At 70.6% G+C, this 14,917-nt stretch carries 17 protein-coding genes; 6 read left to right on the forward strand and 11 right to left on the reverse strand.

Features of this window, described 5'->3' with window-relative positions; all coding sequences use genetic code 11:
* Positions 1-36 precede the first annotated feature (36 nt).
* Positions 37-588, reverse strand: a complete 552-nt coding sequence (locus tag HWV07_RS07515) for an HTH domain-containing protein (protein ID WP_178333704.1) — start codon at positions 586-588, stop codon at positions 37-39.
* 176 nt (positions 589-764) lie between these two features.
* Here HWV07_RS07515 and twy1 point away from each other — a divergent pair, with 176 nt between their 5' ends.
* The gene (gene twy1 / locus HWV07_RS07520) at positions 765-1,727 is read left to right on the forward strand and encodes a 4-demethylwyosine synthase TYW1 (protein WP_178333705.1); all 963 of its coding nucleotides are present in this window, start codon (positions 765-767) and stop codon (positions 1,725-1,727) included.
* Here twy1 and HWV07_RS07525 read toward each other — a convergent pair.
* Entirely contained in the window at positions 1,724-2,683 is a 960-nt protein-coding gene (locus tag HWV07_RS07525; protein WP_178333706.1) for a hypothetical protein, read from the reverse strand. The two genes, twy1 and HWV07_RS07525, sit on opposite strands and share 4 nt — an antisense overlap.
* A 226-nt stretch (positions 2,684-2,909) precedes the next feature.
* Between HWV07_RS07525 and HWV07_RS07530 the strand changes: the two genes are divergently transcribed.
* The gene (locus tag HWV07_RS07530; RefSeq protein ID WP_178333707.1) at positions 2,910-3,638 is read left to right on the forward strand and encodes a DUF120 domain-containing protein; all 729 of its coding nucleotides are present in this window, start codon (positions 2,910-2,912) and stop codon (positions 3,636-3,638) included.
* Positions 3,622-4,347, forward strand: coding sequence for a 3,4-dihydroxy-2-butanone-4-phosphate synthase (gene ribB / locus HWV07_RS07535; protein WP_178333708.1), 726 nt, complete (start codon positions 3,622-3,624; stop codon positions 4,345-4,347). The genes HWV07_RS07530 and ribB overlap by 17 nt, the downstream gene beginning before the upstream one ends.
* 83 nt (positions 4,348-4,430) lie before the next feature.
* On the opposite strand, the gene HWV07_RS07540 is transcribed toward ribB, so the two are convergent.
* Genes HWV07_RS07540 through rnz form a run of 4 tightly spaced genes read right to left on the reverse strand, consistent with a single transcriptional unit; the run spans position 4,431 to position 8,270 of the window.
* Entirely contained in the window at positions 4,431-5,165 is a 735-nt protein-coding gene (locus HWV07_RS07540) for an ABC transporter ATP-binding protein (RefSeq protein ID WP_178333709.1), read from the reverse strand.
* Positions 5,158-6,234 (reverse strand): ABC transporter permease, encoded by a 1,077-nt coding sequence (locus HWV07_RS07545; RefSeq protein WP_178333710.1) that lies wholly within the window; start codon positions 6,232-6,234, stop codon positions 5,158-5,160. The genes HWV07_RS07540 and HWV07_RS07545 overlap by 8 nt, the downstream gene beginning before the upstream one ends.
* Entirely contained in the window at positions 6,231-7,301 is a 1,071-nt protein-coding gene (locus tag HWV07_RS07550; protein WP_178333711.1) for a hypothetical protein, read from the reverse strand. The genes HWV07_RS07545 and HWV07_RS07550 overlap by 4 nt, the downstream gene beginning before the upstream one ends.
* A 42-nt stretch (positions 7,302-7,343) precedes the next feature.
* Positions 7,344-8,270, reverse strand: coding sequence for a ribonuclease Z (rnz, locus tag HWV07_RS07555; RefSeq protein ID WP_178333712.1), 927 nt, complete (start codon positions 8,268-8,270; stop codon positions 7,344-7,346).
* A 169-nt stretch (positions 8,271-8,439) separates the two neighbouring features.
* Between rnz and HWV07_RS07560 the strand changes: the two genes are divergently transcribed.
* A complete protein-coding gene (locus HWV07_RS07560) occupies positions 8,440-9,021 on the forward strand; it encodes a response regulator (RefSeq protein WP_178333713.1) in 582 nt (193 codons plus the stop codon).
* A 13-nt stretch (positions 9,022-9,034) separates the two neighbouring features.
* On the opposite strand, the gene HWV07_RS07565 is transcribed toward HWV07_RS07560, so the two are convergent.
* The 3 genes from HWV07_RS07565 to HWV07_RS07575 all read right to left on the reverse strand — a co-directional run bounded on the left by HWV07_RS07565 (position 9,035) and on the right by HWV07_RS07575 (position 10,871).
* Positions 9,035-9,964, reverse strand: a complete 930-nt coding sequence (locus HWV07_RS07565; protein WP_178333714.1) for a branched-chain amino acid transaminase — start codon at positions 9,962-9,964, stop codon at positions 9,035-9,037.
* A gap of 112 nt (positions 9,965-10,076) precedes the next feature.
* On the reverse strand, positions 10,077-10,337 hold the full coding sequence (locus HWV07_RS07570; RefSeq protein WP_178333715.1) for a hypothetical protein: 261 nt from the start codon (positions 10,335-10,337) through the stop codon (positions 10,077-10,079).
* 78 nt (positions 10,338-10,415) lie between these two features.
* The gene (locus HWV07_RS07575; RefSeq protein ID WP_178333716.1) at positions 10,416-10,871 is read right to left on the reverse strand and encodes a MaoC family dehydratase; all 456 of its coding nucleotides are present in this window, start codon (positions 10,869-10,871) and stop codon (positions 10,416-10,418) included.
* Positions 10,872-10,973: 102 nt separating this feature from the next.
* Here HWV07_RS07575 and HWV07_RS07580 point away from each other — a divergent pair, with 102 nt between their 5' ends.
* Positions 10,974-12,953 carry a DUF460 domain-containing protein gene (locus tag HWV07_RS07580; protein ID WP_178333717.1) on the forward strand — a complete coding sequence of 660 codons (1,980 nt, stop codon included), beginning with the start codon at positions 10,974-10,976 and terminating at the stop codon, positions 12,951-12,953.
* Positions 12,954-12,984: 31 nt separating this feature from the next.
* Positions 12,985-13,218 (forward strand): hypothetical protein, encoded by a 234-nt coding sequence (locus tag HWV07_RS07585; RefSeq protein ID WP_178333718.1) that lies wholly within the window; start codon positions 12,985-12,987, stop codon positions 13,216-13,218.
* Here the strand turns inward: HWV07_RS07585 and HWV07_RS07590 are convergent.
* Positions 13,215-13,424: a DUF7470 family protein gene (locus HWV07_RS07590; protein ID WP_178333719.1), complete on the reverse strand. Its 210-nt coding sequence runs from the start codon at positions 13,422-13,424 to the stop codon at positions 13,215-13,217. The genes HWV07_RS07585 and HWV07_RS07590 overlap by 4 nt on opposite strands.
* A gap of 348 nt (positions 13,425-13,772) precedes the next feature.
* The gene (locus HWV07_RS07595) at positions 13,773-14,840 is read right to left on the reverse strand and encodes a zinc-dependent alcohol dehydrogenase family protein (protein ID WP_178336014.1); all 1,068 of its coding nucleotides are present in this window, start codon (positions 14,838-14,840) and stop codon (positions 13,773-13,775) included.
* Between the last annotated feature and the right edge of the window lie 77 nt (positions 14,841-14,917).

The following is a 14,917-nucleotide window of genomic DNA, read 5'->3' on the forward strand; positions in this document are numbered from 1 at the left end:
TCCGGGACGGACCGGAAAGCGGGGGAGGGTCGGCCGTCAGTCGGCCTTCGCCGCGTCGCTCGACTGCTCGATCTCCGCGGTCGCGGACTCGTCGTCCCTGACGTCGACGGACTTCACGGAGCGGTCCGGGCCGTACTCGACGTTCTCCGCGTGGTCGCCGGTCCGGAGCGCCCGGAGGCAGTCCTCGACGGTCTGCTCGTCGCCGTCCGCCGTCCGCGGGTAGAGGCCGGTCAGCGAACCGTCCGAACGGAGCGCGATGCAGACGTGCGGGACGTCCAGTGCGTTCCCGTCCGCCAGCTCCTCGAAGAAAGGATCCAGCGAACCGCCGCCGACGGCGTCGCGGAACTCGTTGAATCGCGCGCCGACGTCGGCGTCCTGCCAGGTGACGACGGACGGGGCGTCGATCACGCCGGCCGCCTCGAGCCGTTCGAACTCCGCGGTCACGTCGTCCTGTCGGTCCGCGGCCGCGCCCGACGCGTTCGCGTCGAGGAACACGGTGACCTCCGCGTCCACCGGGTCCCGGTCGGCGACCCTGATGATCGTCGGTTCGTCGTCGGCCGCGCCGCGCGCATCGATCCCTCTGAGCATTGATTGGCCTTTCGTCCCGCCGAGCGGGTGAAAAACGTACCGTAGTAGGTGTTCAAACAATATTAGGCCGGGGTGAGTGAACAATCGCCACGGGACGTCGACGCCGGGCGGCGCGGACGGAGCCCCGCGGTCCGTCGAACCGCGGCCTTTAGGGCGCCCTGGCGGTAACGGCGAGTATGCCCAAGCAGGTCAGCGACCCGGACTACCACAGCGAGAACCACACGGCCGCCCAGACCTGCGGGTGGACCGCCAACGCCCTCCGCGGCGAGGGCCGCTGCTACAAGAACCACTTCTACGGCATCCAGTCGCACCGCTGCATCCAGATGACGCCCGTCGTCAAGTGCAACGAGCGCTGCGTCTTCTGCTGGCGGGACCACGCCGGCCACGCCTACGAACTCGGCGACGTGGAGTGGGACGACCCCGAGGCCGTCGCCGACGCTTCCATCGAGCTCCAGCGGAAGCTGCTGTCCGGCTTCGGCGGCAACGACGCCGTCCCCGAGGAGGTCTTCGAGGAGGCGATGGAGCCCCGCCACGTCGCCATCTCGCTGGACGGCGAGCCGACGCTGTACCCATACCTCCCCGAGCTGATCGAGGCGTTCCACGACCGCGGCATCACGACGTTCCTCGTCTCGAACGGCACCCGGCCGGAGGTCCTCGAGGCCTGCGACCCGACGCAACTGTACGTCAGCGTCGACGCTCCCGACCGGAAGACATTCGGCGAGGTCGTCAAGGCCGTCGAGGACGACGCCTGGGACCGGCTGATCGAGACCATCGACGTGCTCGCGGCGAAGGAGGAGACCCGGACGGTGCTCCGGACGACGCTGCTGGACGGGTACAACATGCGCCACCCCGAGTGGTACGCCGCGATGTTCGACCGCGCCGACGCCGACTTCGTCGAGATGAAGGCGTACATGCACGTCGGCAACTCCCGGGACCGCCTGGACCGCGACGTCATGCCCGACCACGAGGACGTCGTCGCGTTCACCGAGGCCGTCCAGGAGTACCTGCCGACCCACCCCGTCGTCCGCGACGTCGAGGAGTCGCGGGTCGCGCTGCTGGCCCGAGAGGAGGACACCTGGGTGCCGAAGCTCAAGGGCGGCAGCGAGTTCTGGCAGGCCGACCCCTACGCCAGTTCCTAGGGCAGCACGACCTGGAGGTTGTCGGAGAAACCGTCCTCGGAGACCATATCCTTGCAGCGGTCGATGGTCGTCCCCGCCGTCCCGTTCGTCGTGATGTGGGTCAGGACGCCGGCCGAAGGTCCGCCCTCGTAGGACGTCAGGTCGGTCGCGGCGGACAGCGCCGACCCGGAGTCCCCCGGCGTCGCGCGGATGCCCGCGATCCAGCTCCCCTCGCTCGGACCGGCGCCCAGGGAGAGCCCGCGGCTCCCCTGCGTGAGGTACGTCTCGCCGTTGACGACGCCGGCGCCGTACTGGACGACCGGGTCGCCGGCCGGGACGACGCCATCGACGGTGCCCGTCGGGCCGCCGAACTGCGGCAGCGACGGGTCGACGAGGTGCTCTGCCTCGGCCGGTATCTCGACGAGGCCGAAGTCGTGGCCGACGCCCTCGCCGCCGCCGAGTTCCTCCTGGCGGGCGTAGACGACGTCGCCGAGTTCGACGCCCTCGCCCTGGACCACGTTCATCCCGGTCAGCCCGCCGAAGGTGCAGTCGATGCAGACCGTCACCGTCACGTCGGTGACGTCGTCGCCCTCGCCCTGGGCGTATTCGGAACTTGCCGGCGCGTCCCCGAGGAAGCAGTGGCCGGCCGCGCCGAGGTACTTCGTCCCGTCGCCGTCCTCCCAGACGAAGTTCGCCGAGCAACCGCCGACCGTCCCGTCGCGCTCGACGAGGATCTGCGAACCCGGGCGGATGCCGGTCGCCCGCTCCGGGAACGCCGTCGGCGCGACGGTCTGAACCTGGTCGTCGACATCGAGCAGCGGAATCCGCTCGACGATGGAGACGTCGGTCGTCGAGTCGAGCGTGTCGGTGACGTCCGTCAGTCCTGCCGCCTGTCCGGTGAGCCCCGCGGCGCCGAGCGCGCCGGCCGCCCCGGCGCGGATGATGCTCCGTCGCGTGATATCGTCACGGTCTGACATACCACCACTCCCGCGTGTCATTCCATTAAGTAATTTCCACTTAGATTCCGGGTTGTCCGTGCTTACCACCCGCGCACCCCCGTGAAACGTTGCCAGACTCGGCACACTTTTACCGGCGGCGCGGGGAGTTACCACTGTAAACCGTTCGCGGTGCGCGTCTCGTTCCACTTCTGTTACGCATGCCAGTTCCGTTACGGTTAAGGGTGCGTCCCGCGTACCACCGGGTATGTCCCAGTCAACCGGGCGCGTCGGCCACGACGAGCTGGCGACGCTGAAGCTCGTCGCCCTCGACGGCGCGCTCGAGGGCCGGGCGACGGTGACCTGCGCCGCGCTCGCCGACCGGCTCGACGCCTCCAACCAGACCGCCTCCCGGCGCCTCCAGCGGCTCGAGGACGCCGGCCACCTCGAGCGGGAGATGACCGGCGACGGCCAGCGGGTCGCCGTCACGAGCGAGGGCGAACGGGCCCTCCAGCGGGAGTACGCCGACTACCGCCGGCTCTTCGAGGGCGACGCGGACGTCTCCCTCTCCGGCGTCGTCACCAGCGGGATGGGCGAGGGCCGCCACTACATCTCGCTGTCCGGCTACATGGAGCAGTTCCGCGACCGCCTCGGCTACGAGCCCTTCGCGGGGACGCTGAACGTCGAACTCGACGAGGAGAGCGCCCGGGCCCGCGCCCGGATGGACGCCCTCGACCCCATCGGCATCGACGGCTGGGAGGACGACGACCGCACCTACGGGCCCGCGTTCTGCTGGCCGGCCACCGTCGAGCACGTCGGCCCGGAGGGGCGACGGAACGGAGCCGACGGCGACCGATACGCGGACGCCCACGTCATCGCGCCGAAGCGGACCCACCACGGCGACGACCAGCTGGAGATCATCGCCCCCGAGAAGCTCCGCGACGAACTGGCACTCGACGACGGCGACCACCTCACCATCCATGTCTCAGAGCAGTAACACCGCCCGGTCCCGGCGCGGCGTCGACGCCGCCGTCGCGGCCTTCGCCGCCGGCGAGCCGGTCCTCATCCACGACGCCGCCGACCGCGAGGGCGAGGTCGACCTCGTCTACCCCGCCGCCGCCGTCGAGCCCGAGGACGTCGCCCGCCTGCGCAACGACGCCGGCGGCCTCGTCTGCGTCGCGCTCTCCGATACGGTCTGTGAGACCTGGGCGCTGCCGTTCGCCCAGGAGCTCGTCGACCACCCCGCCGGCGCGTCCCACGACCTCGGCTACGACGAGCGCTCGTCGTTCTCGCTGACGGTCAACCACCGGGACACCTTCACCGGCATCACCGACGACGACCGCGCGCTCACCATCTCGAAGCTCGGGGCGGCCGCCGGCGCCATCGACCAGGCGACCACCGTCGCCGGCGACGACGCCGCCGACGCCATCGCCCCCGACGCCGAGGGCTTCGCCGAGGCGTTCCGCGCGCCCGGCCACGTCCACCTGCTCCGGGCCGCCCCCGGCGGCCTCGAGGACCGCGAGGGCCACACCGAACTCGGCCTCGCGCTGGCCGACGCGGCCGACGTCGCCCCCGCCGTCGTCGTCTGCGAGATGCTCGACGACGAGAGCGGCGAGGCGCTCCCGCCGGCGGCCGCGCGGGCCTACGCGGACCGCAACGGGTTCGCCTACGTCGAGGGCTCCGAACTGATCGCCCGCTTCCGGTAGTCTGCCGACCGTTCCGTCGTTTTCCGTATTTTCGAGTTCCCGATCGGTCTGACTGCTGCACCCGAGAGTAACGAAGAGGGCGACTACCGCTCGACCGGATCGGCCTCGAGGACGTCCCGGTACCGGTCGAGGGCGTCGGCCTGCGCGGGCCCGTCGTACTCGATCTCGCCGTCCACCAGCACGGTCACCCGGTCGAGCACGTCGTCGAAGGACTCGACGTTGTGGGTGGAGACGACGATGCTGCGGTCCTCGGTGCAGTACTCCCCGAGGAACGAGACGATCCGCGCCCGGGAGTGGTCGTCGACGTCGGAGAGCGGCTCGTCCAGCAGGAGGAAGTCGGGGCGCTTCAGCATCGCGAGCGCGAGGTCGAGCTTGGTTCGGAAGCCGCCGGAGAGGTCCCTACCCGGCCGGTGGGCGGCGGGTTCCAGCCGGAGGGCCTCGAGCAGGGTCGCCGTCCAGTCGGCCGGCGGCGGGTCGGCGGCGAACGACCGGAACACCGAGAGGTTCTCGCGGACGGTGAGGTCGGGGTAGAACCGCGGCTGCTGGAAGCCGACGCCGACGCGCCCCGGGTCGGGGCGGCGGACGGTCCCCGCCGACGGCCGGGCGAGGCCGGACAGCAGGTGGAACAGCGTCGTCTTCCCGGAACCGTTCGGACCGACGAGGCCGTGGACCTGTCCGGGCCGGACGGCGAGGTCGACGCCGTCGAGCGCCGTGACGTCGCCGTAGCGCTTCGAGACGCCGTCGACGACGAAGCCGGCCCGGGCGTCGGCGTCGGACTCGTCGGAGGCGCTTCCGCCGCCCGCCGCCCGGTCACTCATGGACGCCACCCCGCTCGTAGTGCCGCAGCGAGACGCCGAGCAAGAGCAGGGCGACCAGGACGCTGGCGGCGAGCCACCCGAGGTAGTCGCCGTACAGCGACAGGGGGGCGTCCCGGAGCATCGTCCCGCGGAGCGTCACGATCGAGTAGTGCGTCGGCAGCGAGCGCGCGATGGTCTTCCGGACCTCGGAGTAGAACCCGACCGGGTAGAGCAGCCCGGACAGCGCCAGCGCGCCGATGGCGAGCCCGAGGTTGACGAACACCGCGGCCTGCCGGAGGCGCATGAAGAAGAGGACCGCGAGGCCGGCGGCTGCGAGGTACAGGAAGGTCAGCGCGAGCACGAGCAGCGTCTCCGGGGCGAGCGCGCCGAAGCCGTACTCGAAGTACCGGCCGGCCGCGGAGACCGTCGCCGCCGGCAGGACGACCAGCGCGCCGTAGAACAGCAGCTTGCTCGCGACGACGAGTTCCAGGCTGGTCTCCGTCCGGAGGCGGTCCATGACGCGCCGCTCCTCGCGGACCTGGTAGGGCAGGTACACCAGCGCGTAGAGGACGACGAGCGCGAACAGCGCCGACGGGAGCATGAACGCCGACAGCGACCGCTCGGTGCCGAACCCCTCCATCTCGAAGGTCACGTCGGCCGGCGCCAGCGCGTCGAACTGCGTCGCCAGCATCTCGAGGGCGAGTTCCGCGGGGTCCTGCAGCGGCGCGTTGGTCCGGTCGGAGAGGACGGTGACCGTCGCCTCGTTGCCCGCCTCGGTCAAGCCGGGCGGCACGAGGAACGCCATGTACACCTCCTCGCGCTCAAGGGCGCGGGTCGCGGCCTCGCGGTCGTCGTAGGCCTCCGGCTCGGCGAAGAACTGGACGGCGCCGCGGACCAGCGAGAGGTCCTCCTCGGCGGTCGCGTCGTCGGCCGGCGCGACCGCGACGGGGACGTCCTGGGGGACGGTCTGCTGATATGCGGCGGTGCCGGCGGCCAGCGCCGCCGGGACGACCACGAGGAGGACGACGAACAGCCCGAGGTTCCGGCGGACGGTGAGAAGCTCCTTCTTGAGGAGCGCCAGGGCCGTCACATCTGGCCGAGCCAGCCGGCCAGCGTCGCGGTGCCCTCGGCGTCGCTCCGGTAGTCGACCGTCACCACCGAGCCGTCGCGCTCGACGGCGACCCGCGCCAGCTCCTCCAGGACCGCCTGGTCCTCGGCGGTGCTCCGGAGGACCGCCAGGATGGTGCCGGTGAAGTCCCGGACACTACCCGCCGTGTCCTCGTCGGGCGCCTGCAGGTCGACGTCGATGGCGACCTCCCCGGCGCCCGCGGCGTACGTCGCGGTCGCGGTCTCGAGTTCCTCGTAGAGGTCCAGCGACACCCCCGCCGGCACCTGCTCGCTGTCGTCGTCCGGCAGGTACCCCCGCGGTCGGTCGGTGGCGGAGGCGACGTACTGCTGGAGGGCGTCGCCGCCGGTCTCGCCACCGCCGGTCTCGTTGCCGCTGTCGGTCCCGTTCTCGCCGCTCTGCCCCTCGGTCCCGGAACCACCGCCGCCCTGCTCGGCCCGGACGTTCTGGAAGGCCCCCTCGAGTGGGTCCTGGAGGCCGTCCTCGTCGCCTGCGAAGACGTCGAGGGCAGTCTTGACGTCGGCCTCGTCGCCGACCACGTACTGGCCCTCGGCGATGGTGCCGACGGAGGGGGCCTCCGGGTCGTCGGCGCTGTACACCGTCCCGTTGTCGTGGTCGACTTCCTCGTAGTCGGCGTCGCGGCGCTCCTCGGCGGCGCTGCGGGCCTCCGACTCGTCGAGGTCGGCGGCGACGACCAGCGTCTTCCGCTCGGCGCCCGGTTCCTGGGAGAAGACGAGCACCTCGTCGACGTCCTCGGGGTCGACGCCGGTCTCCCGTTCGACCTCGGCGACGAGGTCCTCGTCGTCGCCGGCGTGGGCGGCCAGGAGGTCGCGGGTCGCCCGGCTCTCGGTCAGCGCCATGTCGGCGTGGACGACGGCGCCGGCGCTCGCGGGGACGTACGACGACAGGTCGTCGGGCTCGGCGCGGTCGCCGCCCTCCTCGTTGCAGCCGGCCAGGCCGACCGCCAGGGCAGCCCCGCTCGCGAGTACGGTCCGTCGGTCGAGTCGGACGCCGCCGGGAGCGTCTGTCATGGTAGAAATGTCACCGTTGCTGGACAAAAACCTGTGGGACGGTCACTCCGGGTAGGGGACGTCTAGCTCGTCGCCGTCGTCGGGGACGAACGCCCGCCGTCCCTCGAATATCTCCCGGGCCTCCCGCTCGAGGGGCGTCGGGTTGCCGGCGTACCGCGAGGAGACGTGGACGAGCGCGAGGCGCTCGGCGCCGGCCCGGTTGGCGATCTCCGCCGCGCTGGCGGCCGTCGAGTGGCCGGTCTGGCCCGCCCGTCCCGCGTTGTCGTCGGCGAACGTCGCGTCGTGGATCAGCAGGTCCGCGTCCTCGGCGGCCTCGACGGTCGCCCCCGTCGGCCGGGTGTCGCCGGTGTAGACGACCGTCCGGCCCGGTCGGGGGTCGCCGACGACCTGGTCGGGCTCGACGACGGTGCCGTCCTCGAGTTCGACGGCCTCGCCGGCGTGGAGCCGCTGGAACTTCGGGCCGACGGGGACGCCGAGCTCCTCGGCGCGCTCGCGGTCGAACCGGCCCTTGCGGTCGTCCTCGACGAGCGCGTAGCCGACCGACCGGGCGTCGTGGTCGGTGTCGAAGGCCCGGACCTCGTAGTCGTCGGCCGACAGCGCGACGTCGCCGGCCTCGACGCCGTGGACGCGGACCGGGAAGTCGGGGTCGGTCCCGGTGGCGCCGACGAGCCGCTCGACCTCGCGCCGGGTGCCCGCGGGGACGTGGACGGCGATCGGGTCGTCCCGCTCGTTGAAATCCATCGTCTGCAACAGGCCGGGGATGCCGAGGACGTGGTCCCCGTGGAGGTGCGTGACGAAGACGTGCGAGACGGCGAAACCGGTGCCGAACCGCATCATCTGCCGCTGGGTGCCCTCCCCGCAGTCGAACAGCAGGCGGTCGCCCTCCCGGCGGACGAAGACGGCGCTGGTGTTCCGCTGGGTCGTCGGCACGGCCCCGCTGGTCCCGAGGAACGTCACGCACAGCGACATACCGGAGACCAGACGCGGCGGTGATAAACCGGTGTCGGACCGCGGCCGACGTGGCGGCCACGGATCGCCGCGCCGGCCGCGACCGGTCCCGGCCGGATTCTCTCCTCGTGAAACCGCGCTGCCACGTATTTAGGGGTCGGTCTCTCAGAGGCGGGTAGGAAACGCCGAGATGGACCCGACCACGAACGAACCGACGGTACTCGCTGTCGACGACGACGAATCGCACCTGGAACTGTTCGAGATCTGGCTCGAGGGGGCCTACGACGTCCTGACGGCCGCCGACGGCACCGAGGCCCTGGAGCGGTTCGACCGGACCGTCGACGTCGTGTTGCTCGACCGGAACATGCCGGGCCTGAGCGGCGACGAGGTGCTCACCCGCGTGCGCAGCCGGCCCGGCCACTGCCGCGTCGTGATGGTGACGGGGGCGGACCTCGACGGCGAGGCCGTCCCGCTGCCGTTCGACGACTACCTCGTGAAGCCGGTCACCCGCGACGACCTCGAGGCGGCCCTCGAGCAGGCGCTCAGACACGCCAACTACGGGCGACTGCAGGACGAGCTGTACACCGTCGCCTCGCGGATCGCGGTCCTCGAGACCCACGTCGACCGCGGCGAACTCGAGGGGAACGCCGACTACCGCGCGCTCCAGGACCGGTTCGAGGAGCTGCAGGCGGAGTTCGACGCCCTGACCGGCGACGTCGGCGACTGGGAGTGCTGGGACGAGTTCGACCGCGAGCCCGCCGCGGGCGACTGAGTTCGAGGCCGCCTCAGACCTCGAGGAACCAGTCGCCGTAGCCGTCGAGCCGCCCCTCCACGAGGTCGAAGAACTGCTGTTGGATCTCCTCGGTGACGGGGCCGCGCGAGCCGGTGCCGATCTCGGTGTCGTCGACGCTGCGGATCGGCGTCACCTCGGCGGCGGTGCCGGTGAAGAACAGCTCGTCGGCGGTGTACAGCTGTCCGCGGGCGATGGCGGCCTCGTCGTGGACGGTGTAGCCCAGGTCGCGGGCCAGCTGGATGACGGTGTCGCGGGTGATGCCGTCGAGGATGGACTCGGAGAGCCCGGTCGTGTAGATCTCGCCGTCGTTGACCATGAAGATGTTCTCGCCGGGCCCCTCGGCGACGTTGCCCTCCTTGTTGAGGACGATGGCCTCGACGTAGCCGTTGGTGCGGGCCTCCTCGCCGGCCAGCATCGAGTTGATGTACGGGCCGGTGGCCTTGACGTTCGTCGGGATCTGACTGGAGGCGTGCTTGCGCCACGAGGAGACCATCACGTCGACGCCGTTCTCGATGGCGTCCTCGCCGAGGTAGGCGCCCCACGGCCAGCAGGCGACCATCGTCTTGGTCGGGCAGTCCTTCGGCGAGACGCCCAGGGAGTTGTAACCGTAGTAGACCAGCGGCCGGATGTAGCAGGACTCGAGGTCCTGGCTGCGGATGAGCTCCAGGGTCGCCTCCGTGATCTCCTCGCGGGTGTGCTCGATGTCGTGGTCGAGCACCTTCGCGGAGTCGAACAGCCGGTCGAGGTGTTCCTCCCAGCGGAACAGCTTCGGGCCGTGCTCGGTGTCGTAGCAGCGCGCCCCCTCGAAGACTGCAGTCCCGTAGTGCAGCGAGTGGGTCAGCACGTGGGTCTGTGCGTCGTCCCAGTCGACGAACTCGCCGTCCATCCAGATGGTGTCGACGTCCATCTCCTCGAAAGACATACTCCGTCCCTAGCGGGGCCCCGTAATGAGTCTTGACGATTATTGCCACCCGCTGGCACGCACCCGGCACGGGGACCGTGCCCCTATCGACGTCCAGCTAGTCGTGCCGGCATCACCGGTCGGACGGGTCGTCGGCCGCCGCCTCCTCGACCGCCTCGGCCTGCGACTTGACATCCGAGAGGGCCGACTCCTGCTCGTCGACGGTCAGCCCGCCCGTCTCGACCTGCCAGCCGCCGTACTGCCAGGCGGGAACGAAGTCCCACGTCCGGACCTGCCCGTCGTCCTCCGTGTCGCCGTCGGCGTCGTCGACGGCGTCGGGGCCGCCGTCGTCGGTCGCGAACGGCCAGAGCCGGGACAGGGGACCCCATACCATGTGATAAACTAACACGCGATCCATACTTGTAACTATCGCGAGTGGGACCGCCGGGTAGAAGGAACGACCCAGTACCGCCTACTCTCCGGCTTCGCGCCGTCGCTGCATGCCGAGTCCCTCCCACCGGATCACCAGTTCGTCGTCCTGGTTGTACCCGCGGGTCTCCATCCGGACGTGGCCGACCTCGGGTCGGCTCTCGGACTCCCGCTTGTCCAGGACCTCGACCTCGACGCGGAGGGTGTCGCCGGGGTGGACCGGCCGCTTCCACCGGAGTTCGTCGACGCCGCGGGCGCCCATCGACGTCTCGGGCTCGAGGAAGCCGTCGACGAGCAGGCGCATGCACATCGACGCGGTGTGCCAGCCCGACGCGGCCAGCGAGCCGAAGATGGAGTCCCGTGCGGCCTCCTCGTCCAGGTGGAACGGCTGGGGGTCGTACTTCTCGGCGAACTCCTTGACCTCCGCCTCGGTGACCTCGTAGCGGCCGTCGAGCTCGTAGACGTCGCCGACCTCCGTGTCCTCGAAGTAGCGTGCCATCGACGGGGAGACGAGCCGGGAGGACAAAAAGTCGTACCCCGGAGGGCCGCCGCCGTCCAACCCGGCACGGAGTTTATACTCGCTGGCTCCCTACCGGGGGCCGTGAGCACGCGAACGAGTGCGCTGGACGACGTCATCTTCGGCGTCGACGTCCAGAGCGGGGACGTCCGCGGGGACGCTCCCTCCTACGCCCTGGTGACCTTCGACGGCGAGTCGATCGAGCGGGACGTCGTCTCCCGGCGGAAGCTCCTCCGGCGCATCGACGCCGAGGAGCCGGCGATCGTCGCGACCGACAACACCTTCGAACTCGCCGCGGACAAGGACGCACTCGTCCACCTCCTGCGGGAACTGCCGACGGAGACGAAGCTGGTGCAGGTGACGGGCGACGAGCGCCCGGAGCCGCTCTCGCGGGTCGCCGGCCGCCACGGCGTCCCCTACGCCAAGCCGCCGATGAAGGAGGCGGAGGCGGCCGCCCGGCTGGCCGCCCGGAACGTCGGCTACGAGGTGACGGCCTTCACGAACACGACGCAGATCAAGGTCGCCCGCGGCCGCTCGACCGGCGGAGGCGGCGGCTGGAGCGAGGACCGCTTCACCCGGCGCATCCACGGCTCGGTGAAGCGAGCCGCCCGCGAGGTGGAGTCCAAGCTCGACGAGGCCGCCCTCGACTACGAGATGGACGTCACCGAGAAGTACGGCGGCTACTCGCGGGCCATCTTCGAGGTCGAGGCCAAGCCCTCCGAGATCCCGGTCTCCTCGCGGCGCTCCGGCGACACCCGGATCGAGATCGAGCGGGAGCGCCGCGACGGCATCGAGTACCGCCCGCTCGTGAAGCGCCGCGACCACGTCGTCGTCGGCATCGACCCCGGGACGACCACCGCCGTCGCCCTGCTGGACCTCGACGGCAACGTCCTGGACGTCTGGTCGACCCGGACGGCCGACACCGCCGAGGTCATCGAGTGGATCGTCGAGCACGGCCGGCCCGTCGTCGTCGCCGCCGACGTCGAGCCGATGCCGGAGACCGTCGAGAAGATCCGCCGGAGCTTCGACGCGGCGCGGTGGATCCCGACCTCGGACCTCCCGGTCGACGAGAAGCTCCACCGCACCCGCGAGGAGGCCTACGACAACGACCACGAGCGGGACGCGATGGCGGCGGCGCTGTTCGCCTTCGACGACCACGCCGACCAGTTCGAACGCATCGCCGCCAAGACCCCGCCGCAGTTCGAGCGCGGCGAGGTCATCGCCCGCGTCGTCGCCGGCGAGGAGAGCGTCGAGGCCGTCCTCGACGACCTCACCGAGGACGACGAGCCCGAGGAGGAGGCCACCGAGCACGACCCCCGGGAGCTGACCGCCGAGGAGAAGGAGATCAAGCGGCTGAAGGCCCGCGTCGAGCGCCTGGAGGACCACGTCGACGACCTCAAGGACACCATCGGCCAGAAGAACGAGCGCGTCGCGGAACTGGAGGACGAGCTCTCCGAGGCCCGCCGCGAGGAGCGCCGCGAGGCCCGCGAGCGCCGCGAGGTGACGCGACTGGAGCGGGAGAACGAGCGCCTCAAGCGCGAGCTCGCGGAGGCCGAACAGGCCAACGAGGAACTCGACGGGAAGCTCGAGCGGCTCAAGGAGCTCTGGAAGCTCGACCACTCGAACTTCGCCGACGTCGCCGGCGAGAAGGAGGACCTCGTCCCGGTCAAGCCGGTGGCGCAGTTCACCAAGGGCGCCATCGAGTCGGCCGACGCCGCCTACGGGCTGGCGGCCGGCGACGTCGTCTACCTCAGGGACGCCAGCGGCGCCGGGCGGACGACCGCCGAGCTACTGGCCGACCGCGAGCCGCGAGTCGTCCTGCGCGACGGCGGCCTCTCGGAGCAGGCCGACCAGGTGCTGTTCGAACACGAGATCCCCGTCGGCCCCGCCGACGACGTGACGATCCAGGAGATCGACGAGCTGGCCGTCGCCAGCGAGAGCGACGTCGAGGCGGTGATCGACGACTGGGAGCGCCGGGCCGAGGAGCGCCGCAAGGAGCAGAAGTCCGAACAGCTCGACCAGCTCATCAGCGAGCACCGGGCCCGGGACCCCGAGCACGGCTAGGTTTTTGTCGGAGCCGGGTCCACCCCCGGTGATGGTCCTGGACCTCGCCCTCCAGCTGGGTATCCCCGGCGGACCGGAACTGCTGGTGATCGCACTGGTCACGGTCGTCCCGTTCGTCATCGCTTACTGGGTGTACAACCACGCCGAGTCACGGGGTGAGGAGAACGCGGCCCTGTGGGCGGTCGTCGCCGGCCTCGCGAGCATCGTCGCGACGCCCATCGGTGGGATGGTCGTGGTCGCGGTCTACGTCTGGCAGCGCGACTAGTAGAGGTCCTCGTAGTCCATGCCCAGGGACTTGAGGAACGACCCCATGAGGCCGTGCCCGACGAGGGCGTAGCCGAGGACGACGGCGATGGCGCCGAAGGCGGCGCGGCGGTTCTCGCGGAAGAGGACGAGGAACCCGACGACGATGGCGGCGACGCCGACCTGCCCCGTCTCCCCCAGCGACTTCTGGATGAACTCTCGGTCCATACCGGAGGATTCCTCGCCGGGGAGTAAAAGGGTGCGATTCGCAAACGCGGCGGTTCAAGACCCCTGACAACCGTTCTCGAACAGTCGACCGGCATCCGCGAGCGCCGAAGGCGCGAGCGGTTCCCGGCGACGAGCGGTGCGTGGCGCGAACGAAGTGAGCGCCACGGATGCGAACGGCGAGTGAAACGAGCCGTGAGCAAAGCGCGAGTCGCCGTAGCGCGCGCGGACTGGAGCGAGCGCAGCGAGCGAAAGGAGCACGCGCGCATATTTTCCCCAAGTTTTTGCCGGGGTGACCGAGCGAAGCGAGGTCACCCCGTGCAAAAAGTGGGTGCTAAAAAGTGGGTGTTATTAGAACTCCGTGCAGACCGGGATGCCGACCGTCGAGTAGTCGTCCATGGAGGCGATGACGTCCGGGACGTCGTCGAGGCCGACCGTCTCGCTGACGATCTTTCCGGGGTCGATCTTGCCCTGCTCCATCATCGAGAAGATCTCCTCGTACTCGTGGGGCGGCATGCCGAAGGAGCCGACGAACTCCCGCTCCTCCATGACGATGGTGTCGACGGGCAGCGAGACCTCGCCCTCCTCCTCGCTCGTCGTGAGGCCGAGCTGGAGGTTCTGGCCGCCCTTGCAGAGGGAGTTCACGGAGTTGCGGCAGGTGTCGGCGACGCCGAGGGCGTCGACGCTGACCTCGGCGCCGCGGCTGGACGGCGTGTGCTTCTTGACGGCCTGCGGGACGTCCTGGACCTCGGTGACGTCGACGGTGGCGTCGGCGCCGAGCTCGCGGGCCTTCTCGAGTTTGTCCTCGCCGAGGTCGACGGCGATGATGTTCGCGCCGAGGGCGTCGGCGATGTGGACCGCAGAGAGCCCGACGCCGCCGCAGCCGTGGATGGCGACCCAGTCGCCGGGCGTGACGTCGACGCGGTGGACGAGACCGTGGAAGGCGGTCGCGAACCGGCAGCCGAGGCCGGCGACGTCGACGGGGTCGACGTTGTCGGGCAGCTTGATGACGTTGTGGTCGGCGTTGCGGACCGGGAACTCCTCGGCGAAGGCGCCGGGCTGGAAGGAGACGAAGCCCAGCGGGACGACGCGCTCGCAGATGTTGGCCCGACCCTGCTTGCAGTAGCGGCAGGTGCCGTCGCTGAGGTTGAAGGGAACGCAGACGCGGTCGCCCTCGCTGAAGTTCTCGACGTCCTCGCCGACCTCGGTGACCCGGCCGACGGGCTCGTGGCCGAAGATGAGCCCTGGCGTCGGCATGACCCCGACCCAGTCCCAGTCGCCCTGCCAGGCGTGCCAGTCGGACCGACAGATGCCGCAGGCCTCCGTCTCGACGACGATCCCCTCGGGGTCGGCCTCGGGCCGGTCGACCTCCTGGACCTCCATCTTCTCGCCGACCTCCTCGAAGACCACGGCTCGCATCGTCTCCGCCTCTTGCTCCGTGTCTGCAGTACTCATAGACGACGATACACACCGCGTCCAGGGGTTTAATCCTTGTT

This window comes from Natronomonas salina (genome assembly GCF_013391105.1).
In the GTDB taxonomy this organism is placed as follows: Archaea; Halobacteriota; Halobacteria; order Halobacteriales; family Haloarculaceae; genus Natronomonas; species Natronomonas salina.

Coding starts and splice junctions, on each gene's coding strand:
- HWV07_RS07515 (WP_178333704.1), bottom strand. CDS start 588: ATGCTCAGAGGGATCGATGCGCGCGGCGCGGCCGACGACGAACCGACG.
- twy1 (WP_178333705.1), top strand. CDS start 765: ATGCCCAAGCAGGTCAGCGACCCGGACTACCACAGCGAGAACCACACG.
- HWV07_RS07525 (WP_178333706.1), bottom strand. CDS start 2,683: ATGTCAGACCGTGACGATATCACGCGACGGAGCATCATCCGCGCCGGG.
- HWV07_RS07530 (WP_178333707.1), top strand. CDS start 2,910: ATGTCCCAGTCAACCGGGCGCGTCGGCCACGACGAGCTGGCGACGCTG.
- ribB (WP_178333708.1), top strand. CDS start 3,622: ATGTCTCAGAGCAGTAACACCGCCCGGTCCCGGCGCGGCGTCGACGCC.
- HWV07_RS07540 (WP_178333709.1), bottom strand. CDS start 5,165: ATGAGTGACCGGGCGGCGGGCGGCGGAAGCGCCTCCGACGAGTCCGAC.
- HWV07_RS07550 (WP_178333711.1), bottom strand. CDS start 7,301: ATGACAGACGCTCCCGGCGGCGTCCGACTCGACCGACGGACCGTACTC.
- rnz (WP_178333712.1), bottom strand. CDS start 8,270: ATGTCGCTGTGCGTGACGTTCCTCGGGACCAGCGGGGCCGTGCCGACG.
- HWV07_RS07560 (WP_178333713.1), top strand. CDS start 8,440: ATGGACCCGACCACGAACGAACCGACGGTACTCGCTGTCGACGACGAC.
- HWV07_RS07565 (WP_178333714.1), bottom strand. CDS start 9,964: ATGTCTTTCGAGGAGATGGACGTCGACACCATCTGGATGGACGGCGAG.
- HWV07_RS07570 (WP_178333715.1), bottom strand. CDS start 10,337: ATGGTATGGGGTCCCCTGTCCCGGCTCTGGCCGTTCGCGACCGACGAC.
- HWV07_RS07575 (WP_178333716.1), bottom strand. CDS start 10,871: ATGGCACGCTACTTCGAGGACACGGAGGTCGGCGACGTCTACGAGCTC.
- HWV07_RS07585 (WP_178333718.1), top strand. CDS start 12,985: ATGGTCCTGGACCTCGCCCTCCAGCTGGGTATCCCCGGCGGACCGGAA.
- HWV07_RS07590 (WP_178333719.1), bottom strand. CDS start 13,424: ATGGACCGAGAGTTCATCCAGAAGTCGCTGGGGGAGACGGGGCAGGTC.
- HWV07_RS07595 (WP_178336014.1), bottom strand. CDS start 14,840: ATGCGAGCCGTGGTCTTCGAGGAGGTCGGCGAGAAGATGGAGGTCCAG.